This is a genomic window from Glaciecola sp. SC05, assembly GCF_041380235.1.
In the GTDB taxonomy this organism is placed as follows: domain Bacteria; phylum Pseudomonadota; class Gammaproteobacteria; order Enterobacterales; family Alteromonadaceae; genus Glaciecola.
In genome coordinates this window covers 195,156-219,505 of sequence record NZ_JBGIYY010000007.1, presented here as the reverse complement: position 1 = coordinate 219,505, position 24,350 = coordinate 195,156, and the positions used below count along the sequence as shown (strand labels likewise).

Genomic DNA, 24,350 nt, shown 5'->3' with positions numbered 1-24,350 from the left:
TTTGTGCACCACGTACATGCTAGAGGTGAAATGAAAATGGTCTTTATCTACCACATCATCATAATTTGCAGAATATAGATTGTTTACCTGACGACTGCTCAGCGGCAGATAGGCAAACTCACTGGTGTTACCTAAAGAATCATCAACTTTACGCACCAAATCACTAGGATGGTAGTCGTTTACGCTAGGGCTGGCGGTAATTGACGAGCCATAGTTACGATTCATGTACACTCGGTTTTTTGTTTTGCCTGCCATGGGTCCTGAGGTTACCGGCAGGGTTTTATAGTTGCCGCCATCGCCAATATAATCGAATATTAAGTCTTGNAGGTTACCGGCAGAGTTTTATAGTTGCCGCCATCGCCAATATAATCGAATATTAAGTCTTGCAGACCCTTACCAAACGCATCAATAACCACGCTGTCAACGGTGCCAATTAACGGCGTTGGACGTTTAACAATACTGTAGCGCAACGTCGTTGGGTGTAACCTAAACTCCAAGGCGTCAAAACGATAGATACTTTTATCGGCGCTTTCTCCTGGGGCAAACAAAGTACCTGCTTGCATCACTGCATCGTCATAAAGCTCATCGCCGCATAACCATGTGCTGCCGCCGGTACTCGATAAACGCGAGCATCCAGTAACCAAACGCGTGCTCGGAATAAGTAACTCCGTTTTACCGTCGTGGTTAATATCCATTTGTTTCAAACCGCTCACAAAGCGTGGCGCGCGTAACACTTCTGGCTCGGTATGGCCATTTATAAAGATATTACGCTCAGGCATTGTATACCCCAGTGAGTAGTGTCCTTCAAACGTACCATCGCCTCTATTGAGTTTCACATGCAGTAATAAATTACTACCACTTACAAAGCCAATCCAGTCGCCTAAGCCGTCGCCGTTTACATCGATTAACATACTAAAATTATCTAGTAAGTGAGACGAAGTTTGTGGCGGTAAATCCATAGCTTGGGCATTAAAGCGAACATTGTTGCCACTTAGGCTTTCACTTAACAGTAGTTTTTCAAGACGGCCGCTGGCTTTATTGCGAACAAAATCGGTAATCGCAAAATCGGCCAAACCATCGCCATTTAGATCGCCGGCATACTGCACGGATTCTTTAGATTGCAGTTGATATAAAACAGTAGCGCTTGGATAAGGTGTACCGGGGTTACCTGAATGCTTATACATTACCAAACGACCACTTACGCGAGTATTACCCGTCCAGTAACTCACAGCGCTATTGGCTTCATGAACAATAATATCGTCCCATCCATCGCCGGTATAATCGGCAATGTTAGTAATGTATTTACTGGCTGCGAAATAAGGGCCAATTTCGTTTTGAATACGAATATTGGTGTTCGCAGCAGTGCGTCCGCCATTGGTTTGGTTTGCTCTGGTATACAAAACTTGCAACGAGCCGTTAACGTCTCGCCAACTGTCGGTAAGGCCGTCTTTATCAAAATCGGGAGAATGGCACACTGTGCTCATGGTCACATGACTATACTGACAAGGAGTTTGCGCTGCGGAATTCGGGCCTACATAGTTGCCCTCCGCATCAACAAAGTAGGATGGCCAATCGCGCACGCCATCGCCATTTCTATCGCCTCGCGGTATGGTTTTTTGACTCACGTGTGGAGCTAATGCATGTCCTTGATTGGTGGCAAGCAATTCTGTGCGATACACCACCGGATCATCACTCCACTCAAAGGTGGTAGGTGCTTGGCACATTGTACCGTTGGTATAGCCACAACGCGTTACCGATTGCAGCAATGGGCGCGTGCTTGCTTGGCTATTGCTATAGCTAAATTGGTATTTATCTACCATGCTGCTCTGAAAATACGTGGCTACATTATCAATTATTTGCGAACTGACCATTCTGCCGCCAGCAATAAATGAGATATTTTTATATGGTCGAGCTTTGTAGGTAAATCTGACTTCGCGATCACCGCGAATGCTCTGCGTACCCGTATAGTAAATACGCGAAAGGAGCTTTTCACCGTTGCCGTAGTCAACATAGGTATAGCTTATCTGATTATTGCCACTGACATCTTTGCGCGCAGTCAGCAACCAATTCAAGGTTTTTGAAGTGCCTGCCGGTATTACTTTAGCCGCGCTGTTATCACCAAAAATTTCTTTGCTACCATTTGGATATGTCACTTCAAAATACGCGGCGTGGCTGTCTATAGTCCCGCCAAACTGGCGTACCAAGGTGTTGTCGTCTAATTCCAGAGCATAAGTCACCGAACTGCCGCCGTAGTAACCATTCGTAGAGATTAATCGTTGGCCATTTAAGCACAAGCGATCGGTGGCACTATTGAGTGTCACGCTACCTAAAGTATTGTCTTGAGCAATTGTGCGCGGACAGCGACTAATACTGCCGCCTGCGGATACTGAAAATCCTACGCCCGCATTACCGTAACCACTTTTACTCGAATAGCTTAAGCTTACTGCAGGTTGCATACCTGCTCTACCAGGCGGCACTACCATATCTAAGCGATACGCAGCACTGCCGCCACTCACATTCGCCTGCCCGCCAGTAGCACCATTGAAGTTTGAATTAGGCACACTGCGATAGTCCAACGCTTGGTCTCGCACCATCCCGCCCTTTTGCCAAAATGCACTGCCGCCTATGTTAGAGGGTGTTGATGCATTTGCTGTTGCAGCAGGTGCTTGCGCTAAGCTGGGCATAGGTTTAGCCACTGGTGCTCCGCTTGGCGGCGTGATGGGAGGTGGCGGTGGTGGTGGTGGTGGCGGCGGTGGTGGTGGTGAAATAGGTGGCTCCGTGCCGCCTCCACACCACGATGTGTGTGCTACCTCATCAGTATTGGCTGCGAGCTCGGATGTTGCAGAATTTGAGGCATCAATTGCGAATGGTTGCGGTTGCTCTTGCAGTACTTCTGTCTGTGGATTAACAAAAGGTTGGTAACAATTATCAAGCGATACAAGCGGGGGTTTTTGTTCGAAAAAGCGTGATGATGTTACATCTTTTGTAAGTATATTTGACGCGCTCTGCGCCGATGCAAGCCCTGAGACTATTAAGCACGTGCCTGCAAGAAGACCAATAAGGTTATGCAAGTGGCTGCGAGGGGGCTGCGAGGGGGCTGCGAGGGGGCTGCGAGGGGGCTGCGAGGGGGCTGCGAGGGGGCTGCGAGGGGGCTGCGAGGGGGCTGCGAGGGGGCTGCGAGGGGGCTGCGAGGGGGCTGCGAGGGGGCTGCGAGGGGGCTGCGAGGGGGCTGCGAGGGGGCTGCGAGGGGGCTGCGAGGGGGCTGCGAGGGGGCTGCGAGGGGGCTGCGAGGGGGCTGCGAGGGGGCTGCGAGGGGGCTGCGAGGGGGCTGCGAGGGGGCTGCGAGGGGGCTGCGAGGGGGCTGCGAGGGGGCTGCGAGGGGGCTGCGAGGGGGCTGCGAGGGGGCTGCGAGGGGGCTGCGAGGGGGCTGCGAGGGGGCTGCGAGGGGGCTGCGAGGGGGCTGCGAGGGGGCTGCGAGGGGGCTGCGAGGGGGCTGCGAGGGGGCTGCGAGGGGGCTGCGAGGGGGCTGCGAGGGGGCTGCGAGGGGGCTGCGAGGGGGCTGCGAGGGGGCTGCGAGGGGGCTGCGAGGGGGCTGCGAGGGGGCTGCGAGGGGGCTGCGAGGGGGCTGCGAGGGGGCTGCGAGGGGGCTGCGAGGGGGCTGCGAGGGGGCTGCGAGGGGGCTGCGAGTAATCAAACGATTAGATTTCATTTTAGTAACATCCATGTGACTTTTTTTTAAAAAATAATCACCTATTGATCATTCGTCAAGTCTTTATTGCAAATATTGTTGTAAACGTTTACGTACTTTTTGCTTAAAGTAAGGCTGTATGGGACTTTAAACATTGTAAATAATGTCGATTATATAAACTCTCACAAAGCACTGATCCTCATCAAATGTTAGATCGACAGGAGCGTGTGACAGTCAAATATAGTAAGTTGTAACGGTTAGGGTGTATAGCAGTCCTTAACAGCATCGTGTCACACTAAAACATCGTTAATCTAATGCCCCGCAACAAAATAACTCATTACCGACAACATCGTACTGTGCAAAGGATTCGCTTTTGGCACAGCGCAGCGCTCCGATTGATTCACCGCCGACTTATTAAAATTCATGGTCATAACTTGCAATGGGCTGAGCACTACATCGGAATGGCAAACATCAAATTCGCTGTCTATTTTAAACTGGGTATGGTTGCCGGGCACTTTTGTTAACAAATCTTCAATGCCGGTAAATGGCGTAATGTTATCGGCCATTGAGTGAGCGGTAAAAATCGGTTTTGTGATATCTTGCATTGCTGCTTTATCAGCCAGCATCTCGCGAATTTCTTTTATCACGTCCATCAAAACCAAACCTGAATAGCTGGCCACTTTAGGGTAGCGATATAAATTAGGCCCATCTGTTTCAAATGTGCCGTCGAGCCATACTGCAAGGCTTTTCATGCCCCAAATACTCGACATGGTCTCAGCGCTTGACGATAACTCTAGTGCGCCTGAAAATAACAGCAGGCCTTGCACTTTGCTTGGGTGTTGCAACATATAATGCGTCGCTAACGTGCCGCCAGCTGAAAACCCACCAACAAACACCTTTTCGCTGCTGTTTGCAGCCAATGCCATTATGTTGTCTACATGGGCATACCAGCGCTGTTTTAAGTTTGGGTCTTGCATGTCGGCATCGGCGTCGAGTTTGCCATGCCCAGGCAGCAGCGGAACAATCACTGCATAATCTTGCTGATAAAGATATTCTGCAATCGAGCGCAAATAATAGGGTGAATCGGCTAAACCATGAAACAAAACCACCGTGCCTTTAGGCTTGCTCGGCATCAGAGCAAACGGCGCGTTGCCATCGTTTCTGAGTGTTTTAGAACATATCTTTACCTCATTGCGCGTTTGTTCAGAGCAACGGTTCACAGAGCCTAACTCTTGCTCGTAAAGAGCAGTGAAGCCTTGCACAAAGCTATTTTGTGTCTGAGCCATTGGTGGCATCGATACACAAAACAATATAAACAAAGCGTAAATTTTCAGAGGCATACGAACAATGCTCACAACAGGGGTGAGCATATTCGCCCACCCCATATTTGCTAAATATTGCATCTTCAAGGTTGGATTCAAGCGCTTAGGCAAAATAGGCTTCAAGCTCGTCGCTGCCGCCTATGTGCTTACCACCGATAAACACTTGCGGAACTGTTTCGCGACCGGTAACGGCTTTAAGTGAGGCAAGGCTCGCGTTTTTACCTAATACGATTTCTTCGTAGTCGTAGCCTTTTTCGGTCAATAGCGCTTTTGCTTTTGTGCAAAACGGGCAGCCTGGCTTGGTAAACAGCGAAACTTCTTCTGGCGCTTTGGCTTTGGGATCTAAGTACGCAAGCATAGTATCGGCGTCTGATACTTCAAAGGGGTCGCCCGGCACGTTGGGTTCAATAAACATTTTTTCAATCACGCCGTTGTTTACCAGCATAGAATAACGCCAAGAGCGCTTGCCAAAACCCAAGTCGGCCTTGTCGACTAACATGCCCATCGCTTCGGTAAATTCGCCATTGCCATCGGGTATTACGGTAATGTTGCTTGCCTCTTGGTCGGCCAGCCATGCGTTCATAACAAAGGTATCGTTAACCGAAACACAACAAATTTCGTCTACGCCCATCTTTTTAAAGACACCCGCTAGCTGATTAAAACGCGGTAAGTGAGTAGATGAACAAGTAGGGGTAAATGCTCCCGGCAATGAAAACACCACAACCTTTTTATTGTCAAAAATATCTTTACTTTTCAGTACCTTCCATTCTTCTCCCGCTCTAGTCTGCCAGTTTACTTCGGGGATATGTTTGCCTTCTTGACTGCTTAGTTGGTTGCTGTTGCTCATGTTTTTCCCTTTTGTTCAGTTAAATAGATGTATACCTACATATTAATAGGTATGAATAGATACGCTAGTCAGCTTAGTAATATTTGTTAATCTTCGTGCATGTTGAAGTAAAGCAAAGATAGCATCACTTGGGTTCAGGTACATAGTTTAACGTATTTTAGAGCCATTAGGAGACCATATGATTATATTAGTAGGCGGAGAAAAAGGCGGTAGCGGAAAAAGCTGTTTAGCCCAAAACTTAGCCGTTCACTTAGTTACTGAGCAAAAAGCCTCATTGTTAATGGTAGATTGCGACCCACAGAGAACCACCTCTGATTGGATCCAAGAGCGCAACAGCCAACCGCAACTAGCCAGTATTAACTGTGTTCAGCTTTACGGAAAAATTCGTAACGAGCTGCTCAGCTTTGAACAACACTACGACTATGTAGTCATCGACTGCGGCGGCCAAGACAACTTAGCCCTGCGCTCATCGCTATCGGTTGCCGACCTAGCTTTATTACCATTGCGTCCGAAAAGACGTGATTTAAAAACAGTTGTCCACATGGAAGACTTGCTTAGCACCTGCCGCATGGTCAATCCAAAAATGCACGCTAGCTTCATTATCACTCAGTGTCCGTCGTTACCGAATCAGGTTGGGCGGATCTTAGAGGCAAAAGACGTATGTAATTCGTTTGGCATTCACACGCTTGATGCGGTTACCTATGCCCGAAATATCTACGATGATAGTGAAGAGGATGGTTTGTCGGTAATCGAAAGAGAGCCTAATGGCAAAGCTGCCAACGAATTGCGTCAAGCATTTAACGAATTGATTATATCAGCAGGAGCGAAAGCCAATGAGCCTACGAGATCTCAAAAAGTCTACGCCATCAAGTAACGAGCACCAAAGCCCTGTTGATATTGATAGTTTTATTGATGGTGCCCAAAGCTATGCTTACGGGCTAGGCGAAAAGACTCCGCCTCAAGAGGCTGCAGGAAAGACCAAAAACGCCACGTTTTCACTCACCCAACAAAGCGCTAAAGAGCTTTCAGGCATTAGTAAGCGTACCGGCATTTGTAAGTCAAGGTTATTACGTTTATTGGTGCACGACCAATATTACAGCGATGACCAGTGGTTGTTTGGTCAAGGCTTAAAATAAAATCCAACAATAAACTCAGACCCAAGGTAACTTAGGTCTGAGTTTTTAGATCATCAAGTCGATATTTGTCAATTAGGGAGTACAAGGTAGGACGGGTAACACCAAGCAGTTCGGCTGCTCTAGAAATGTTTTGTTCAGCCTGATGGTAAGCATTTCGAATCGCCTTGCTTTCGGCTATCTCTCTGACTTCACGTAAATTGAACACACGCTCATCTGCAGACTCATCTTTTACTAACAAACCCAAATCATCGGCCTGCACGAGCTGACCTTCAGCTAATACCACGGCAGACTTTAACTTGTTTTGCAGCTCTCGAATATTGCCCGGCCATTTATGACTGAGCATTGCGCTAATTGCATCTTCGCTAAACCCTTTCACTTTTGCCGAGTACTCTTCTCGATACTGATTCAAAAAGGTCTTCGCCAACAATATAACATCGTCGTCTCGGTCTCTCAGTGGCGGAATTAAAATACTAATTTCACCAATGCGATAATATAAATCTTCTCGGAAGGTTTCGCCGCCAACCATGCCTTGCAAATCTCGGTGCGTGGCGCAGATCACTCTGACATCTACTGCGATTTCACTGCGACCGCCCACTCGTTCAATCACGCGCTCTTGCAAAAACCGCAGCATTTTAGCTTGTAAGCCAAGCGGCATATCTCCTATTTCATCTAAAAACAGAGTGCCTCCCTGACCCGTTTCGATCTTGCCTAAAGTGGTTTTATTCGCCCCGGTAAACGCGCCTTTCTCGTAACCAAACAGCTCACTTTCTAGCAAGTTTTCGGGTATCGATGCGCAGTTTATCGCCACAAAGGGTTTATCTTTGCGGGCGCTGTGCTCATGAATACTGCGGGCAAATACTTCTTTTCCGGTTCCGCTTTCGCCTAACAGCAACACGCTAATATCGGTTTGCGCTATTTTTTCAGCTTTACGGTTTGCGCCTTGAATGGCATCACTGTTTCCAATGATACGCCCCATCGCCGCGTGCGTGCGCGACAGCATTAGGTTTTCGTGCTCTAAGTTCGCAAGGTTTATGGCGCGATGAATGATCAGGTTGATGGTATCGGTATCAATTGGCTTTTGATAATAATCGTAAGCACCCAGCGCTATTGCTTTTAAAGCGTTTTCTTTATCATCGTTGCCGGTTACTACGATGACCTTTGTCGCAGGCGCTAAATTTAAAATTTCTTTTAGCGCTAACAAACCTTCAGAAGCATTGGCTGGATCAGGCGGTAAACCCAAATCGAGCGTCACCACACTGGGCTCAAAACGACGTAATTGTGCTATGGCCGACGGTCTATCTGCAGCAAATATTACTTCAACACCGCTAAGTGCCCATTTTAACTGCTTTTGTATCCCTAGGTCGTCATCTACAACTAGTATCTTTTCCATGTATTATCTTTCCTTTGCCTCAATCGGTAAATAAACAATGAACTGTGTCCCTTTGCCCAATTCACTGTTTACTATAATATTTCCGCCGCATTCTTCAACAAACTGTTTAGCATCATACGCGCCGATCCCCATTCCAGCGTTACCTTTCGTAGTATCGAATGGTTTAAACAAACGCTGTTGAATGAAATCATCGCTCATGCCGGTACCGTCGTCTTCAATGCTTATCTCAACGCCATTTTCCAAAGCACAGACGTCCACAGTGACCTTGCCCGACTCATTCGTGGCTTGTTGCGCATTACTAATGAGATGATACATAACATTGATGAATTTTTCGGCATCAATGCTAATTTCAATACTGTCTTTGGCCAGCATTTCAGGACACGGTTTTTGCGCACAGCATTTTTGAGTGATCAAAGTTTGCAGTGCTACTACTATATCGGTCATTTTAACGCTTTGCTTAGCCTCTACTTTTTTATTGGTTAGCTGTTTGAGCATTTTATCCATGCGCTCTTGGGTGTATTCGAGCGTCTCAAAAGTATCATCGATAAATTCAGGGTTCGACTTATGCTGTTGTGCATTCGAGAGGATCAAGTTGATTTGTGCCAATACGTTTTTCAAATCGTGGACAACGAAGGCCGACATGCGATTAAATGCGGCAAATTGTGCATTTTCAGCGAGCGCCTTGGAACTTTCTGAATGAAAAATAAAATTGGTGATTTGATCGGTAAGTGCGCTCAAGTAGTCGCGAAGTTCCCAGTTTAAGCTTTTCTTATCTGGCTCTAGCGCACGCATAAACACAATTCCCCAAAGTGCTTCGTGTTGATAAATCGGCACCGCTAACTGGTATGTAAACTTACCCATAAATTTTTCGCGCTGCTGCATTTCTTCGTACAAATCGGGCTTTGTCTTGAGTTCATCAAAATCAATAACCCAATGTTTTTGCTGACAAAACTCAATAAGGGGCGGGATATCTAATAAGAATTGTTGGCGATCAAGCTCTACTTCACCTTCAGTAAATGCCACTATTTCAATACGCCCAGCGTTGACTTTGCATAAGCACCCTTGAGCATAACCAATGCCGGCAAGGTAGGCATCTAGCGCAGTTTGATAGACATCACTTGTTGATTGATCGCTGTTTGCTAAACGCTCTGTTAACTTGACCCACTCTTCACGGTAGTCATATTGGTTGGCGTAAAAATGCTTGGTGATAAACACTTTGATGGTGTTTCTAAATTGGTGTGACATAAATAGGCTTATTAGCAACATCAAAGACACTAACACCAGCGCAACCTGCACCGGTAAACTCCAGCTTCCACCGATGTACTTCACCACATAGCCCATCAGTGCCATGGCCATTAGATATAGTCCGGCCACCATTAATAGTGTGCTGTGCAAGACTATTTCGCGGCTCACAAAAATGTCGATTCCCCAATGCTGAATGCGGCGAATTGCTAACACTAGGAAGGGCAGCAATGCGACATAAATATAGCCTCTAGCCGCAAAGAAATTCCAACTAAGCTGATTGAGCATCGTCGCGTTAGCATAAGTAACAAAATCAAAAAGGCTCAGGGCACCTAAATACAAAACCAAAGGCTTAAACGCCCACTTTTCTTTGTCTGACTGACGATACACAATTTCAAGCAATACCAGAGCTTGCAAAGCCAACAGTGTGTGCAGACTAAATTGCCACGTGCTTGGCAAAAACTCAAACACAGCCGCGAACACTACAAATGAGGGAAGCAGCATGATTGCTAAAGTTTCAGGGCGTCGGATGAAACTAAAGAAACTCGAAAACTGATTGCGTAAACATGCAGCGATAAACAGCATCCAGGCCCATTGGCGGACCGAATCGTATTTGAGAATGTTTTCTTGCCCAAGCTCTAAGCTGAAGTAACCAACATGAGTCATCGACCACAATACCGTGGTTAAGGTGGCAAATATCAATAAGTACTTTGCCATGCCTGCATTTCGAACTGCAAACAGCATTAGCAGCAGCAGCAAATAAGCTGCCGCGGTTAAGCCATAACCCACATTGAAAAACACCTACACTTACCTTTTTTGAACTAACAAACTGCCGATGGAATACCCGGCTCCAAACGAGCAAAGAATACCCAAATCACCTTTCACTAAATCTTGATGATGCAGCGCAAATGCGATAACCGACCCGGCAGATGCTGCGTTGGCGTATGTATCAAGCACGATGGGCGCTTCTTCGCGGGTGGCGTCTCGGCCCAATAGTTTTTTACTGATGAGCGTGTTCATATTAATGTTGGCTTGATGCAACCACCAACGCTTTAAGTCGCTTGGCACTAGGCCATGAGTAGCCAAGTGCTCAGTAATATGCTCCGCAGCCATTGGGCAAACCTCTTTAAATACCTTGCGACCCTCTTGATGGAATAGCTTATCAGGACCATAAGGGTCGGCATCAGTAGAATGGGTAATATAGCCAAAATTTGATCGGATATTGTTTGAAAATTTTGTCACCGCTTTGGTGCTTAATAGCTCAAAACCATGACCTGGAGCGGCGGTTTCGTCAGACTCTACGATAGTTGCGGTAGCCACATCGCCGAAAATAAAGTGACTGTCTCGGTCGGTATAGTTAATTTGTGGAGATACTAGCTCTGGGTTAATTACCAATACCGCTCTTGCCGTCCCTGCTGCTACCATCTCATAGGCTCTGTGCATGCCAAAGGTTGCCGCAGAGCACGCTACCAGCATATCAAAGCCGAAACCTTCAATGCCAAGCGCTTCTTGCACTTCTATCGCGATTGCAGGGTAAGAGCGTTGCGTGTAAGCGCAAGAGACAATAACGGCATCAATGTCAGAAGCTGTTTTATTTGCGTTAATCAGTGCTTTTTTAGCCGCTTCAACCGCTATCTCGGCCTGCTGTGACAGTTGATCGTCGCTACGTTCTTCGAGCACTGGCCGCATGCGATGAATATCCAGCACGCCTTCTTTTGCATAAATGTATCGGCTTTTGATGCCTGACGCTTTTTCGACAAATTCGGCGCTAGAGTGAGGTTTAGCGGCTAGGCTACCTTCTTCAATTTGCACTTTATTTACTTCATTGAAGTGGTCAGCGTAGGCGTTGTAGGAGGAAATCAATTCTTCATTCGTTATGCTATGTTCGGGTGTCCATAGGCCTACTCCACTCAATATCATCTTTTTTGACATTAGTTATCCTGATTGCATGCTTTTGCAGATAGGCTAATACTAGAGTGAGACAGCTGATACTTCAATAACTTAAACGAGGGTATAAGAGGAATTATAGGTCTTTTCGTGGTTGCGGCAGCAATTCGGCGAGCATAGTGCCGACTTTCCTGAACAATTGTATTCGTGTCGTTCCAATTCGCCAAACTAGTCCAACCTCACGGTAAGCATCATGCTCAGCTGGCATAGCTATCACGTCGGTGCCGTTTAGTACCCCTTTATCGAGAGCCATTTCGGGCATAAATGAAAAGCCCATTTTACTGTTCACCAAGGCAACCAAGGTATGTAAACTGCTCGCCGTTAAAGAGCTTACTTGTGCTTTGTGCGCCAAACCGCAGGCGCTCACCGCATGCTCAGTTAGGCAATGTTCTTTTTGCAATAAAAAGATGCTGTCGTTGGGCAAGTTGTCGATGTTAAATGTTTTTGCTAACTCACTCGCTCGGCTTTTGTGCGAAACAAAATGAAAAGGGTCTCTTCCTAAGACCAGTTGTTTGCAACCGGGGGTTTTCATTGGCAGGGCCAACAGCAACAAATCTACTTCACCTTCAGATAATCTGGCCAGTAGGTTATCGGTTGTGTCTTCAACCATCTGCAGATGCAAGGAAGGGAGCTCCTTGTGGATAAGGTTAATTACTGACTCAAACATAAACGGCGCGATTGTAGGAATAACGCCGAGTTTTAATACACCTGATTGCCAGTCACCAGACGACTCCGCATAATTCGTCCAGTCTTGAGAGTGCGCCAATAACTGCTTAGAGCGCTCGACTAAGCCCTCGCCAAAATCGGTAAACACAAAGGTTTTATGCTCACGTTCAAGCAACTGCTTGCCTATGTTCTCTTCTAGGTTTTGAATAGCGGTACTGAGGGTAGACTGACTCACATTGCATTTTTGAGCAGCCTTGGCAAAGTGCTGCTCTTTATGCAAAACCGTTAGGTAGTGAAGGTGTTTAAGATTTGGAAATCGCATTATGCTACGCCAAATATCGCCTTGAGAATGAAGAAAATTATAATCGAAAATCCTGCCCCGGCTGGCAGTGTAACCACCCAAGATACCACAATGTTTCTTATTACCTTGCCGTTTAGTGCCGCAACACCTTGCACAATGCCGACACCCAAAACTGCGCCTACAAGCGTTTGTGTTGTGGATATGGGTAAACCCGTGCCTGATGCAATTAGGACCGTTGTGGCAGCGGCTAGTTCAGCGGCAAAACCTCTAGATGGGGTAAGATGAGTAATGCCCGAGCCAATCGTTTTCATAACCCGAGAACCAAACAAAGCGAGGCCCATTACAATACCTAAACCACCCAAGGGCAATATCCACCAGGCTAAAGGTGAGCTTTCCAAGATCACACCGTCATTTGCGACGACGCTTACTACCGCAGCCAGTGGGCCAATTGCGTTTGCAACATCATTTGAACCATGCGCAAAAGCCATGCAGCAGGCTGTCAAGACCATTAATACCGCAAATACTTTTTCTACTTTAATTTGCTGCTGCTCAACGGTCATTTTGTTGTAAGAAGGTTCTTTCTTCTTGGATTTTTTGTTTACATGGCGAATAACGTAGGCACCAATCAGCGCAACCGCCAATCCAATGCCAATCGCAAGCATATAACCCTGCGCCGCAGGCATCCCTAATCCAACGTGTTTTAAGCCTTTTTTAATGGTCACTAACGACATAATAAAGCCTGCCATTCCCATATAAATGGGAACATAGCGAATGGCATTCTCTAAGGGATTTTTTTTATCGAATATAAGTCGTTTGGCGCTTAAAAAGATGCCAACAGCAATCAGGCCTGATATTAACGGTGTCACCACCCAGCTCCCGACAATCCCGACGATTTTAATCCACTGTACCGCTTCTGTGCTTACGCCTACTGCTGTAAAACCAACGATCGCGCCAATGATTGAGTGAGTAGTAGAAACCGGCCAGCCATAATATGACGCAATGACTAGCCATATGCCGGCCGCCAGCAGCGAGGCAATCATGCCTAAGACTAAATATTCAGGGACCGTTTGGAAATATCCGGCATCAATGATGCCCTTGCGGATGGTCGAGGTAACCTCGCCACCGGCCAAATATGCTCCGGCAAATTCAAACACCATGGCAATTAAAATAGCTTGTTTAAGGGTGATTGCCTTTGAGCCAACTGAAGTACCCATGGCATTGGCAACGTCATTCGCTCCAATTCCCCATGCCATTATGAAACCGAAGGTAGCCGCTAGTACAACCAGTGTCAGGCTATAACTTTCAAAAATATCCATTGGGGAAAATGCCTATTGCGTAGATTTTTAAGTAGGTAATTTGCTGACAAAAATATAAACGGATTTCCAAGGTCGCGCAACCACGCTGCCGTTATTAAGTCAGGTTTATTTAGCATATGCACTTAAGTGTTTCTTATTTCAGTAATTTTTTAACGGTTTTTTTCATAGATGCACTATTCATATCGCGCCCATAGGTCAAATAAATGACATATTCACAAATATTTTTGCAACGATCACCTATTCTTTCAAATGAACGAATGGCCCAAAGAACATCCATCCATTGGTTAATTTCAGCAGGATTTAACTGAATCTCGGCAGCCGTTTGTTCCAGCACCTTTTTGTACACTCTGTCGATGTCACGATCTTGCTGGTGCGCGAGAATGGCAGCTTTGTCGTCTTGACGCGCAAAGGCATCAAAGGTTGCCCGCATCATCGAAACATTGCGGTTACCAATATCGAGCATACCGGTGAAGACAAGATCTGAGTCAGGAATCTTGTTTAAGGTAACTAAGCGGGCAACTCGTGCAATCTCATCACCGATCCGTTCTAAGTCGGTAGCGGTTTTCGACACCGTCATAATCAAACGTAAATCCCCTGCTGTCGGGTTTCGTTTGGCAATAATGCGCATGCACTCTTGCTCAACCTGCGTTTCCATAATGTCGACTTTACTGTCGTTTAGTGCCACTCGCTCAGCCAAGCTTGGCGCTTTTTCTTTCAGCGCCACTAGGGTGTTTACTAGCTGTTGCTCAAGCACGCCGCCCATGGTTAAAACCGAATGCTTTAAGCTTTCAAGCTCCTGATTAAACTTAGCCGAAATATGAGTGTTAAGCTGTATTTGTCTACGCATCTTAATATGGCCTAGCCGTAACGTCCGGTGATGTAGTCTTCAGTTTGTTGTTTAGCCGGCATCGTAAACAACGAATCACTGTCTGAGTATTCAATCAACTCACCTTTGTGCATAAACGCCGCATAGTCTGATACCCGCGCAGCCTGCTGCATATTGTGGGTAACAATCACCAAGGTGCACTGTTTTTTTAGTGCGTTGATAAGCTCTTCGATATGCAGGGTTGTTAAGGGGTCTAATGCCGAAGTAGGTTCGTCTAATAGCAATATCGATGGCTCTAAAGCAAGCGCTCTGGCAATCATTAAACGCTGCTGCTGACCGCCCGACAATAGCAGTGCTGAATCAAACAAACGGTCTTTAACTTCTTCCCAAAGGGCTGCATTCTTCAGCGCCCGCTCAACGCTATCGTCTAGTTTACGGCGGTTTTTTTCACCTTGAATACGCAAACCAAAGCATACGTTTTCGTAAATACTCATTGGAAACGGATTTGGGCGCTGAAACACCATCCCAATTTGCGTGCGCAGCATCGACACGCGCTCACGCCTGTCGTAAATATTGCGATCATCAATCCACACCTCGCCATTGCACGTGTGGTTGCGGTTAAGTTCGTTCATCCGGTTGAAGCTGTTGAGCAAGGTGGTTTTGCCACAGCCACTTTGGCCGATAATCGCGGTGATCTTGTTTTTAGGAATACGCAGGTTAATGTGATTGAGCACCAATTTACCATTTAAATGTACGCATAAATCACGCACGTCTATGCCGGTTTGTGAAGTAGATATTTCTTCTACCGAAAGGATGTCTCTTTCAAATAACTTCAGCATGACACTTTATCCTTTAGTTCCTTTCATACTTGCTGCGCAGTCGATGGCGAAACAATATAGCCGATATATTCAGTAAAAACACAATGATTAGCAACAGCATACATGTCGCGAACATCAATGATGCAGACTGTGTTTGCGTTTGATTGTGAAATGCCCCGTCGTAAATAAATACACCTAAATGCATAAATTGACGTTCGAGATGAACAAATGGATATTCACCATCAATAGGTAAATTCGGGGCAAACTTAACTGCCCCTACCAGAATAAGCGGTGCGACCTCGCCTGCCGCTCTTGCAATCGCTAAGATAATACCTGTTAACATACCGGGGCTCGCCATCGGCACTACCACCCGCATTATGGTTTCAAACTTAGTCGCGCCCAAAGCATAACTGCCGGCCCTTAGTCCTACTGGAACCCGTTGCAGGCCCTCTTCTGCAGATACAATTACCACCGGTAAGGTAAGCAAACCCATAGTTAAGCTAGCCCAGAGCAAGCCGGGAGTCCCGAAGGTCGGAGATGGCAGTGTTTGCGGGTAAAACAACTGATCAATAGAGCCGCCTAACACATACACTAAAAACCCTAAACCAAACACGCCATATACCACTGACGGAACCGCCGCCATATTGCTAATCCCAATGCGAATTAAGCTGGTGGTGCGGTTGTCTGGTGCATATTCATGTAGATAAATAGCGGCAATGATGCCAAATGGCGCTACCACTACCGCCATCAACACCACCATTAAGATGGTACCAAAGATAGCGGGGAAGACACCGCCAGTGGTGGAAGCCTGCTTTGGTCTATCTGACAAAAACTGCCAAATCTTACCTAGGGTAAAGTTGACCTTAGAAAACCAGTTAAGCTGGTTAGGTTGGTACAGATAATCAAGCTGATTTAATGCCACATTTACAATACTGCCATCGGCCTGTGTAAACTGCATTCGATATTGTTGAATTTGTAATTCAAGCTCGTTGGCATAACCTTGCCAGCGAGTAAACTCGAGCATCAGGGACTGTCTCGCTGGCGCGTTAAGCGCGACTTTACTGCTATCAAGTTGAGCAATACTCTGATGCAATTCCTTTAATTTGCCGGCTTGAATTTGAACCAAATTACTCTGTAAAAGGTCGACCGTATTCTTTAAACTATCTAAGTCAGACAAGGGCAATACTTCATTGTCTAAAGACAGCAAGGCATAAAACTCACCAAAATACGTTCGACCCGACTTACTCACGACCTGATAAACCTGATCGGCGCTTCGCACCCTCACTTCTGGACGATTCTCAGGCTCAGCTAAAAACTGCCCTTTGTAACGACTGTTATATTGCTCTTCTAACTCTAGGCTGGTTAAATTACTGGCTTGATAAAACACTTCCGTGCGCTGACCTGGAAATTCAAGAGACACCTCGAACGCAGACTGAGGGACAAAATATTGACTGCCTTTGACCGCAATAAACATCACAATTGCCACTAAGAATAGCAGCAAGGCCGATACACACAATAAGCTTGCAGTCTCTGAGATTGCTTGTCTAAAGCGTATGTTTGCGCCTCTAAACATCTTTACTCGCACTCTGCAGTCGGCGTTTTAGTAATGCCGCAACGGTATTAATGGCAAAGGTAAATGCAAATAATATAACCGCCGTTAAAAACAATATATGATAATGCGCACTGTCGACACTTGATTCTTGAAGTTCAATGGTCAGATTAGAAGTCAGTGAACGCAATCCCGACAGCAAATCCCAATCGGCAATCGGCGTATTTCCGGTGACCATCAACACAATCATTGTTTCGCCAAAAGCGCGTCCTAAACCGAGCATTATCGCCGAAATAATACTGGGTAAAGCCACCACTAACACAACCTTCACTAAGGTTTGCAACTCAGTGGCGCCCAAAGCAAAAGAAGCATGCTTTACACCATCAGGAACTTCAAACAGCGCATCGTCGACCAGTGAATAAATCGTTGGCGCCACCGCAATACCAAGCGCTAGAGCCACTACAACGGTGGTTTTGGAAATGGTTAAGTCGGCAATCACAAGACCGGCATCGCTGGTGTTCCCACTAAACATCAGTAATTGCAACAATGATGTAAGCTGGAATACGCCTGCTAGCAAAATTAAAAATAGCAATGACGCCGCTACCAAATAATACTTTTCCCAAGCTAGGTAGAATTCGCTTTGCTTTAAATAGCCGTGCAATGCCGCCATTAATATTACAATACCCGGTAAAAACACAAGGGTGCCAAGTAAGGCAATCAGAGAGCGTTCTGCAAAAGGCGCTAACCACACTGCCGCCACAAAACCAATGATTACAGAAGGGATAGCTTCAATCATTTCTATGCTGGGTTTCACCCAGCTTCGAAGCCTTGCTGACGCAAAATACGCAGTATAGATTGCGCCTCCTAGGGCCAGGGGGATCGCCACAAAAAGCGCTAAAACGGAGGCCTTTAGACTACCAATTATAAGCGGCACCAACGAAAATTTAGTTTCAGCGTATTCAGCCGATTGACTGGTTTGCCAAATATACTGCTCGCTCTCATACCCGGCGTATTGGACTTTTGAGAACAAACTTTTCCACGTGGTGATGCCCGCAGAGTTTTGCAATGTATAAATATGTACGTCAGAGCCAGAAAAGATAAAAAGTTGCTGGTTGTGCCAATGCAAATAATCAATAGGGTGCTCGCTACTTTGTTGATTGACGATTTCGTTCGTTGCACTGTTGAAAATAAACAGCTGGTTTTCTGAATTACTAATAAGTCCAAGCATGGTTTGTCGGTCAAACACTGCGTGCTCGGGTATCAGCACCTCAGAATGTTGAATCTGAGTCGCCCGTACCATCCGAAAGTCACCATCGACATTTATACTGCGCCATACTTCCAAAGCGCCCTCTTGTGTGGGCACAAATACCGTTCGCTGATTGGGTGTCGATAGTATTTTTGCCGATGTTGAGGTGTTGTCATTCAGTAACTGCAGTGTTTCACCAAGCTGGTTGACTAAAACAGACTGGCCTTGATAGACAACAATAGCTTGCTTAAATCGGGGCAGCGGTTTGAAACTTTCGACCTGTTCAACAATCTGAATACTAGCGGCTTCAAGTTGATTGAGTTGATGCCAAATAACCACCATTCGCTGACGGTCAATTTGGGTGTAAACAACAACATTGTTATTGTATTTGTCGATGGTCCACTGTGCGTTGCTTACACCATAGCTAGCTTTAACTTGAGCAAAATCAGAGATGTCAAAAGAACCCACCAAACGACGCTCAAAGCTAGTGGACAAATGATTTATGCTGAATATTTCAACTAAGCCATTTTCCCGCAGCATCGCATAGTTAGTCTCGTATCCCTGCTCATTATTAACCGGCATAAAACTCGAGGCGCAGGGGTGATGAAACTCTGCGACTGTTTGCGAAGAAGCACTATCGGCCTTGTTTAAAACTACTTTGCAATTGTGCTGGGAGATACTGATTACTTCATCACCCATTTGCTGAACTGATAGCACTGGAGATAAGGTTTGTATCGCTACGCTATTACTAAATTGCAGTTTAGGGGTTTTGAGGAGCGGCATCGCATTACTCAGCATGTGAATAATGATCAGCAAGAACATGGCCAGTACTAACAAACCAAACAAAGTGACTACGTGTTTGGCAATTACATCCGTACGAAGTCTCTTTATATTGATGCGTTCTTGCGGATTTAGTTGCATAGGTACAGTTTTGATTTATGATTCATAAGAATGCAATATTGTTGGCGATAATGCTATACGAATCAAATAAAAAGGTAATGAATATGCAGGCGATGGTGCTAAGCGTGGTAGGAAAAGATAAACCTGGATTGGTGCAAGAAATAGCAAAGTGTATCAAAGACGCCGACGGCAATTGGATGAAAAGCAGCTTTTGTCACTTATCTGGTCATTTTGCCGGCTTTGTTGAGGTGATGCTGGCCAAAGAAAACCACAATGCATTAATACAAGCTTGCCATACTCTGTCGAGTCTCCAAATTACCTTAGTGCCCGCCTCTATTGACGATACCGGCAACAACCAGATATTAGAGCTCACGGTAACCGGCAATGATCGCCAAGGTATAGTGAACGATATTAGCCACAGCCTGACTAATCTTAACGTCAGCATTAAAGAAATGGAGACTTCTTGCGAGAGCGCACCAAATTGGGGGAGCCCTATATTTACTGCCGAAATGACTTTAGCGTGTGATGATAAGATGAACATAGACGATGTGAAGGAAGCCCTTGAGCAAATCACAGATGACCTAGTTGTAGAATTTAAATAAGGTAGAATCGACGTGCCAAGCAAAAATATGTACTTTCCAAAGGAGTTGAGTTGGCTCTCTTTTAATGAACGAGTACTGCAAGAAGCCGCTGACACCAATACCCCACTGATTGAACGATTTCGTTTTTTAGGTATTTACAGTAATAATCTTGATGAGTTTTACCGCGTCAGAGTGGCCGACGTAAAACGCTTGATTACAATTTCGCAAAATGATGGCGACCTAACTACCGCAGAGGAGCTGATTGACTTGCTGCATCAAATTCAGCAGCGCGTGAAAGTGCTTTCTGCCCAATTTGATAATGTACACAAAACCGTTACCAAAGAATTAAAGCGCTACAACATCCATATTTTGGGCTATCAACAGCTCGATGAAAAACAAATAGAATGGGTCAAAAATTACTTTCGAAACAATGTGCTGTTGCACGTTGCGCCCATCCTTCTAGATAACAAAGTAGAGCTTATACAGCGTTTAAACGATAGTTCGGTGTACTTGGATGTAGCGCTATATCGGCCAGGCCGAAACACCAAATATGCCGTGGTAGAAATACCCACCAACCAAACTAATCGTTTTGTGGTGCTACCCACCCAAAGCAGCAAAATTAAGAAACAGATCATATTACTCGATGATGTGATAAAGCTATGCGTAGAAGAAATATTTAAAGGCTTTGTGCGATTTGAAACCGCAGAAGCATATTCTTTCAAAATCACCCGCGATGCCGAATACTCCATTAATGATGAGATTGATGAAAGCTACGTTGAGAAAATGTCAGAAAGCATGAAGCAGCGACTAATAGCAGAGCCGGTGCGGATTATCCATGACAAAGGCATGCCCAATGAAATGATCAATGATCTACGAAAGCGCTTACGAATATCCAACATTGATACCATCCAAAGCGCTGGTCATTATCGTAATTTCAAAGACTTTATTAGCTTTCCTAATGTTGGCCGTGCTTACCTTGAGCACAAACCTTTGCCGCGTTTACGAAACAAATCCTTTGTTCAATACGACACCGTCTTTGATGCTATCGCCAAGCAAGATATTTTATTGTATTACCCTTACCACGACTTTTTACACTTTACCGAATTTGTTCGCCAAGCCGCCTTTGACCCACAGGTTAAACATATTCGCTTAAACATCTATCGCGTTGCTTCACAATCTCGCATTATTAGTTCATTGGTCGATGCGGTAGACAATGGTAAGAAAGTCACTGTGGTGGTGGAACTAAGAGCGCGATTTGACGAAGAAAACAATATCGCTTGGTCCAAGCGCATGACCGATGCAGGCATAAAAGTGGTGCTTGGTAACCCTAGCGTTAAAATACACAGTAAGCTGTGTATCGTCACTCGTGAAGAGCGCGGCAAAATGAAACACTACACCCATTTTGGCACGGGTAACTTCAACGAAAAGACTGCCAAAATATACACCGACCTGTCGCTGTTTACCTGCGACGATGAGCTCGCACTTGAAGCGATTCAAGTAATGGACATGATTCAAAATCCATATAAAAAGGTCAGATTTAATCAACTGCAGGTGTCACCTATTAATGCACGCAGTAAGATTCAATCGCTCATTCGCCAAGAAATTCAGCGCAGCACTGAGGGACATTTTGCGCAGATAACGTTTAAAATAAATAACTTGGTAGACTCCGAGCTGATTGATGATTTATATCGTGCATCGCAGTCCGGCGTAAAAATACGCGGTATCATCCGCGGTATGTGCTCTTTAATACCGGGTGTTAAAGGCATGAGTGAAAATATAGAAATTATCAGTATCGTAGACCGTTTCTTAGAACATCCGCGTATCATGGTCTTTGAAAACGGCGGCGATAGAAAAATATATATTTCATCTGCCGATTGGATGACGCGCAATATGGACTATCGTATTGAGGTTGGCTGCCCGGTAAATGATCCTGACGCCCGTCAAATGATTTTAGATATTTTGGAACTACAGTTTAAAGATACGCTAAAAGCCCGTATTATCGATGAAGCGCAGTCGAACGCATACGTAAAACGTGGCAATCGGAAAAAGCTACGCTCACAAATAGAAATCCACAAGTACCTATCCGCCAAAGAGGCCAACTAATTGCAAAACCTATATCAAATTTTTGATAGTACGGAACAACGCACCACCGAAACCATCGCCGCTCTTGATATTGGCTCAAATAGCTTCCACCTAGTGGTCGCAAGAGTGGTCGCTGATGCCGTCCAAGTGGTAAATAGGGTAAAGCATAAAGTTAGATTGGCAGATGGACTGGACGAAAAGTCTCACTTGTCTGAAGAGGCTATGCAAAGAGGGCTCGATACCCTTGAAAGTATGGTTGAGAGTCTCTCAGGAGTGACGGGGGATTCAATACGCATCGTTGCGACACATACCCTGCGCAGAGCAAAAAATGCCAATGCATTTTTAAAGCGAGCGCGAACAGTTTTTCCGTTTCCCATTGAAATTATCTCTGGCGCTGAAGAAGCCAGATTGATTTATGTGGGCATTGCCAGCAACAGCAGTACCGAAGGCAGCAGACTTATTATTGATATTGGCGGCGGCTCTACGGAGTTTGCCGTTGGAAAAAGTAGTGCACCGCAGTTGTGTAAAAGTGTTCAAATGGGTTGTGTAAGCTATCAAAAACGATTTTTCCCAGAGGGCAAAATTACCCGTTCTGCTGTGGAAAAAGCCATTACCGCAGCCCAGCAAGACCTCGAGTTAGCATGCGCAAATTTACGCGAGTTCCACTGGCAGCGGAGCATTGCAAGTTCGGGTACTGCAAAAGCCATTTCTATGGTGGCGCACCCAAACCAAAACGAGCAAATGCTGCCTTTCAATCAGCATGACTTACAGTTGCTAGTGGCTAGGAGTATCGAAAAAGGCCATTGCGATCAACTCGACTTTGAAGGTTTAACAGAAGACCGTAAGGCGGTTTTTGTGCCAGGCTTGTGTATCATGCTAGCGATTTTTCAATCCCTAAATTTAAAGGAAGTTGAAATCTCTCAAGCTGCATTGAGAGAAGGTGTATTAGCCGAGTTACAGGGCAAACAGACCTCGCAAAATGTGAGGGTGAGAACCGCGCAAAGTTTGGCCACACGCTATGACGTTGATACGCAATATGCGCACAAGGTACTCAACACCTGCATGTTTATCTACAATCAGGTCAAGCTTGAATGGCAGCTCACCGACGCAAAATTTCGGTTTATGTTAGGGTGGTCTGCGCTTTTGCATGAGATAGGATTGCAAGTCAATTCAAGAGGGATTCAAAAACACTCCGGCTACATTCTCTCTAATTCTGATTTACCCGGGTTTAACCAAGATCAACAACGAGTAATGGCGTCGCTTGTTCGCTTTCATCGCAAAAAGATCGTAGCCACAGAACTGCCAAGCAGTATTGAATACACCGAAATTTGCATCACCAGAATGCTTGCTATTTTAAGGCTCGGAATTCTATTAAATGTAAATCGCCAGGTCTCAAACGACATTTTAAGTCGATGCTTAGCAAAAGAAGGCAAGCTTGAATTGATATTCAATGAGCAGACCTTATCTGCTAACGCATTGTTAAGTGCCGACTTAGAAAAAGAGATGCACTACTTGAAGCAAATAGAAATCACGTTGACTGCCAGATAGCAGTCAACTTTTAGCTCAACTTTTCAGTCAGCTTTTAGGTAGCAGAAGCATCATAGATTGCTTGGATAGTAGCGTCCATAGTGTGGTTAAACTCATCATCAGACTGCTGTGCACTCAAGCCTTCGGTTAAGGCTCGTGAAAAGCTTGCGATCATCTGCTTATTTTCACTAAGACGTTTATTCGCGACATCTCTTGAGTATCCACCCGACAAGGCAACCACTTTTAGGACATTCGGGTGGTCGATACAGTCTTGGTAAAAACCCGCTTGCTCGGGCAAAGTAAGTTTTAACATGACTAACTGATCGGCTGCGAGGGTATTGAGATGTGCGATCAATCTTTCTTTCAAAATGGCTTCTGCTGAGGCTTTTTCAGGGCTATTAATATCCACCTCAGGCTCAATAATCGGTACTAAGCCAGCAGCCATGATCTGCTTACCCACTTCAAATTGCTGAGCGACTACCGCTTCGATTCCTTGTGCATTAGCAAGTTTAACCACCGAACGCATTTTAGTGCCAAATACATCTTGCGCATTGGCCTTAGCTAGTAAAGCGTCTAGGTCTGGCATAGCCTTCATGACTTGCGTGCCATTTACTTCGTCGGCCAAGCCTTTGTCTACTTTTAAAAATGGCACCACGTGCTTTTCTTGCCATAGGTACCTGGCGCTAGATTTGCCTTCAATATCTCTATCGAGCGTATTTTCAAACAATATCGCGCCTAACACGCGCTTGCCGTCAAACGCAGGACTGGTAACAATGCGGGTACGCATAGCGTGAACACAAGCAAACATTTCCTCGTCATTGCTATAGGCACTTTCATCTACACCATAAAGCCCAAGGGCTTTGGGGGTGCTGCCGCCACTTTGATCCAATGCCGCAATAAAACCCACTTCTTGTTTTACTTTGGCTAACATGTCTTGCTGTGCTTGCGTCGTCATTGTCGGTGTGT

The 24,350-nt window shown here is 45.7% G+C and carries 19 protein-coding genes; 5 read left to right on the top strand and 14 right to left on the bottom strand.

Translation table 11 applies throughout. From position 1 onward, the window contains the following. The 4 genes from AB9H30_RS08640 to AB9H30_RS08625 all read right to left on the bottom strand — a co-directional run. On the bottom strand, positions 1 to 225 hold a 225-nt coding region (locus AB9H30_RS08640; RefSeq protein ID WP_371194256.1), incomplete at its 3' end, for a hypothetical protein. An 89-nt stretch (positions 226 to 314) separates the two neighbouring features. Further along, positions 315 to 3,071, bottom strand: a complete 2,757-nt coding sequence (locus AB9H30_RS08635; RefSeq protein WP_371194255.1) for a SpvB/TcaC N-terminal domain-containing protein — start codon at positions 3,069 to 3,071, stop codon at positions 315 to 317. Positions 3,072 to 3,999: 928 nt separating this feature from the next. Further along, positions 4,000 to 5,133: an alpha/beta hydrolase gene (locus AB9H30_RS08630; RefSeq protein ID WP_371194254.1), complete on the bottom strand. Its 1,134-nt coding sequence runs from the start codon at positions 5,131 to 5,133 to the stop codon at positions 4,000 to 4,002. Continuing rightward, the gene (locus AB9H30_RS08625; protein WP_371194253.1) at positions 5,114 to 5,857 is read right to left on the bottom strand and encodes a glutathione peroxidase; all 744 of its coding nucleotides are present in this window, start codon (positions 5,855 to 5,857) and stop codon (positions 5,114 to 5,116) included. Before AB9H30_RS08625 ends, AB9H30_RS08630 begins: the two co-directional genes overlap by 20 nt. Positions 5,858 to 6,035: 178 nt before the next feature. Here AB9H30_RS08625 and AB9H30_RS08620 point away from each other — a divergent pair, with 178 nt between their 5' ends. Then, entirely contained in the window at positions 6,036 to 6,731 is a 696-nt protein-coding gene (locus AB9H30_RS08620; protein WP_371194252.1) for an AAA family ATPase, read from the top strand. Further along, on the top strand, positions 6,691 to 6,993 hold the full coding sequence (locus tag AB9H30_RS08615; RefSeq protein ID WP_371194251.1) for a hypothetical protein: 303 nt from the start codon (positions 6,691 to 6,693) through the stop codon (positions 6,991 to 6,993). The genes AB9H30_RS08620 and AB9H30_RS08615 overlap by 41 nt, the downstream gene beginning before the upstream one ends. A gap of 31 nt (positions 6,994 to 7,024) precedes the next feature. On the opposite strand, the gene prsR is transcribed toward AB9H30_RS08615, so the two are convergent. The 9 genes from prsR to AB9H30_RS08570 form a co-directional block, all read right to left on the bottom strand. Further along, positions 7,025 to 8,383 carry a PEP-CTERM-box response regulator transcription factor gene (prsR, locus tag AB9H30_RS08610; protein WP_371194250.1) on the bottom strand — a complete coding sequence of 453 codons (1,359 nt, stop codon included), beginning with the start codon at positions 8,381 to 8,383 and terminating at the stop codon, positions 7,025 to 7,027. A gap of 3 nt (positions 8,384 to 8,386) precedes the next feature. Continuing rightward, on the bottom strand, positions 8,387 to 10,426 hold the full coding sequence (gene prsK, locus AB9H30_RS08605) for an XrtA/PEP-CTERM system histidine kinase PrsK (protein ID WP_371194249.1): 2,040 nt from the start codon (positions 10,424 to 10,426) through the stop codon (positions 8,387 to 8,389). Positions 10,427 to 10,432: 6 nt separating this feature from the next. Next, on the bottom strand, positions 10,433 to 11,557 hold the full coding sequence (locus AB9H30_RS08600) for a beta-ketoacyl-ACP synthase III (protein WP_371194248.1): 1,125 nt from the start codon (positions 11,555 to 11,557) through the stop codon (positions 10,433 to 10,435). A 91-nt stretch (positions 11,558 to 11,648) separates the two neighbouring features. Next, positions 11,649 to 12,560 carry a LysR substrate-binding domain-containing protein gene (locus AB9H30_RS08595; RefSeq protein WP_371194247.1) on the bottom strand — a complete coding sequence of 304 codons (912 nt, stop codon included), beginning with the start codon at positions 12,558 to 12,560 and terminating at the stop codon, positions 11,649 to 11,651. Then, a complete protein-coding gene (locus AB9H30_RS08590) occupies positions 12,560 to 13,855 on the bottom strand; it encodes an inorganic phosphate transporter (RefSeq protein WP_371194246.1) in 1,296 nt (431 codons plus the stop codon). The genes AB9H30_RS08595 and AB9H30_RS08590 overlap by 1 nt, the downstream gene beginning before the upstream one ends. Before the next feature lie 133 nt (positions 13,856 to 13,988). After that, positions 13,989 to 14,702, bottom strand: coding sequence for a phosphate signaling complex protein PhoU (gene phoU, locus AB9H30_RS08585; RefSeq protein ID WP_371194245.1), 714 nt, complete (start codon positions 14,700 to 14,702; stop codon positions 13,989 to 13,991). Positions 14,703 to 14,713: 11 nt separating this feature from the next. Beyond that, positions 14,714 to 15,520: a phosphate ABC transporter ATP-binding protein PstB gene (gene pstB, locus AB9H30_RS08580; protein WP_371194244.1), complete on the bottom strand. Its 807-nt coding sequence runs from the start codon at positions 15,518 to 15,520 to the stop codon at positions 14,714 to 14,716. A 13-nt stretch (positions 15,521 to 15,533) separates the two neighbouring features. Next, positions 15,534 to 17,072: a phosphate ABC transporter permease PstA gene (pstA, locus tag AB9H30_RS08575; protein ID WP_371194243.1), complete on the bottom strand. Its 1,539-nt coding sequence runs from the start codon at positions 17,070 to 17,072 to the stop codon at positions 15,534 to 15,536. Next, positions 17,065 to 19,215 carry an ABC transporter permease subunit gene (locus AB9H30_RS08570; RefSeq protein ID WP_371194242.1) on the bottom strand — a complete coding sequence of 717 codons (2,151 nt, stop codon included), beginning with the start codon at positions 19,213 to 19,215 and terminating at the stop codon, positions 17,065 to 17,067. The genes pstA and AB9H30_RS08570 overlap by 8 nt, the downstream gene beginning before the upstream one ends. Positions 19,216 to 19,232: 17 nt before the next feature. Between AB9H30_RS08570 and AB9H30_RS08565 the strand changes: the two genes are divergently transcribed. From AB9H30_RS08565 to AB9H30_RS08555, 3 genes are read left to right on the top strand one after another with little or no spacing between them, the layout of a single operon-like run. Then, positions 19,233 to 19,796, top strand: coding sequence for a glycine cleavage system protein R (locus AB9H30_RS08565; RefSeq protein WP_371194241.1), 564 nt, complete (start codon positions 19,233 to 19,235; stop codon positions 19,794 to 19,796). 12 nt (positions 19,797 to 19,808) lie between these two features. Next, entirely contained in the window at positions 19,809 to 21,878 is a 2,070-nt protein-coding gene (gene ppk1, locus AB9H30_RS08560) for a polyphosphate kinase 1 (protein WP_371194240.1), read from the top strand. Further along, positions 21,879 to 23,405: an exopolyphosphatase gene (locus tag AB9H30_RS08555; RefSeq protein WP_371194239.1), complete on the top strand. Its 1,527-nt coding sequence runs from the start codon at positions 21,879 to 21,881 to the stop codon at positions 23,403 to 23,405. A gap of 34 nt (positions 23,406 to 23,439) precedes the next feature. On the opposite strand, the gene AB9H30_RS08550 is transcribed toward AB9H30_RS08555, so the two are convergent. Continuing rightward, complete coding sequence (locus AB9H30_RS08550; protein WP_371194238.1) at positions 23,440 to 24,339, bottom strand: fructose bisphosphate aldolase; 900 nt, start codon at positions 24,337 to 24,339, stop codon at positions 23,440 to 23,442. Between the last annotated feature and the right edge of the window lie 11 nt (positions 24,340 to 24,350).

What these genes read in the sequence shown, in the direction of transcription:
- AB9H30_RS08625 (WP_371194253.1), bottom strand. Translation starts at nt 5,857, where the DNA reads ATGAGCAACAGCAACCAACTAAGCAGTCAAGAAGGCAAACATATCCCC.
- AB9H30_RS08620 (WP_371194252.1), top strand. Translation starts at nt 6,036, where the DNA reads ATGATTATATTAGTAGGCGGAGAAAAAGGCGGTAGCGGAAAAAGCTGT.
- AB9H30_RS08615 (WP_371194251.1), top strand. Translation starts at nt 6,691, where the DNA reads ATGAGCCTACGAGATCTCAAAAAGTCTACGCCATCAAGTAACGAGCAC.
- prsR (WP_371194250.1), bottom strand. Translation starts at nt 8,383, where the DNA reads ATGGAAAAGATACTAGTTGTAGATGACGACCTAGGGATACAAAAGCAG.
- AB9H30_RS08600 (WP_371194248.1), bottom strand. Translation starts at nt 11,557, where the DNA reads ATGTCAAAAAAGATGATATTGAGTGGAGTAGGCCTATGGACACCCGAA.
- AB9H30_RS08595 (WP_371194247.1), bottom strand. Translation starts at nt 12,560, where the DNA reads ATGCGATTTCCAAATCTTAAACACCTTCACTACCTAACGGTTTTGCAT.
- AB9H30_RS08590 (WP_371194246.1), bottom strand. Translation starts at nt 13,855, where the DNA reads ATGGATATTTTTGAAAGTTATAGCCTGACACTGGTTGTACTAGCGGCT.
- phoU (WP_371194245.1), bottom strand. Translation starts at nt 14,702, where the DNA reads ATGCGTAGACAAATACAGCTTAACACTCATATTTCGGCTAAGTTTAAT.
- pstB (WP_371194244.1), bottom strand. Translation starts at nt 15,520, where the DNA reads ATGCTGAAGTTATTTGAAAGAGACATCCTTTCGGTAGAAGAAATATCT.
- pstA (WP_371194243.1), bottom strand. Translation starts at nt 17,072, where the DNA reads ATGTTTAGAGGCGCAAACATACGCTTTAGACAAGCAATCTCAGAGACT.
- AB9H30_RS08570 (WP_371194242.1), bottom strand. Translation starts at nt 19,215, where the DNA reads ATGCAACTAAATCCGCAAGAACGCATCAATATAAAGAGACTTCGTACG.
- AB9H30_RS08565 (WP_371194241.1), top strand. Translation starts at nt 19,233, where the DNA reads ATGATTCATAAGAATGCAATATTGTTGGCGATAATGCTATACGAATCA.
- AB9H30_RS08550 (WP_371194238.1), bottom strand. Translation starts at nt 24,339, where the DNA reads ATGACGACGCAAGCACAGCAAGACATGTTAGCCAAAGTAAAACAAGAA.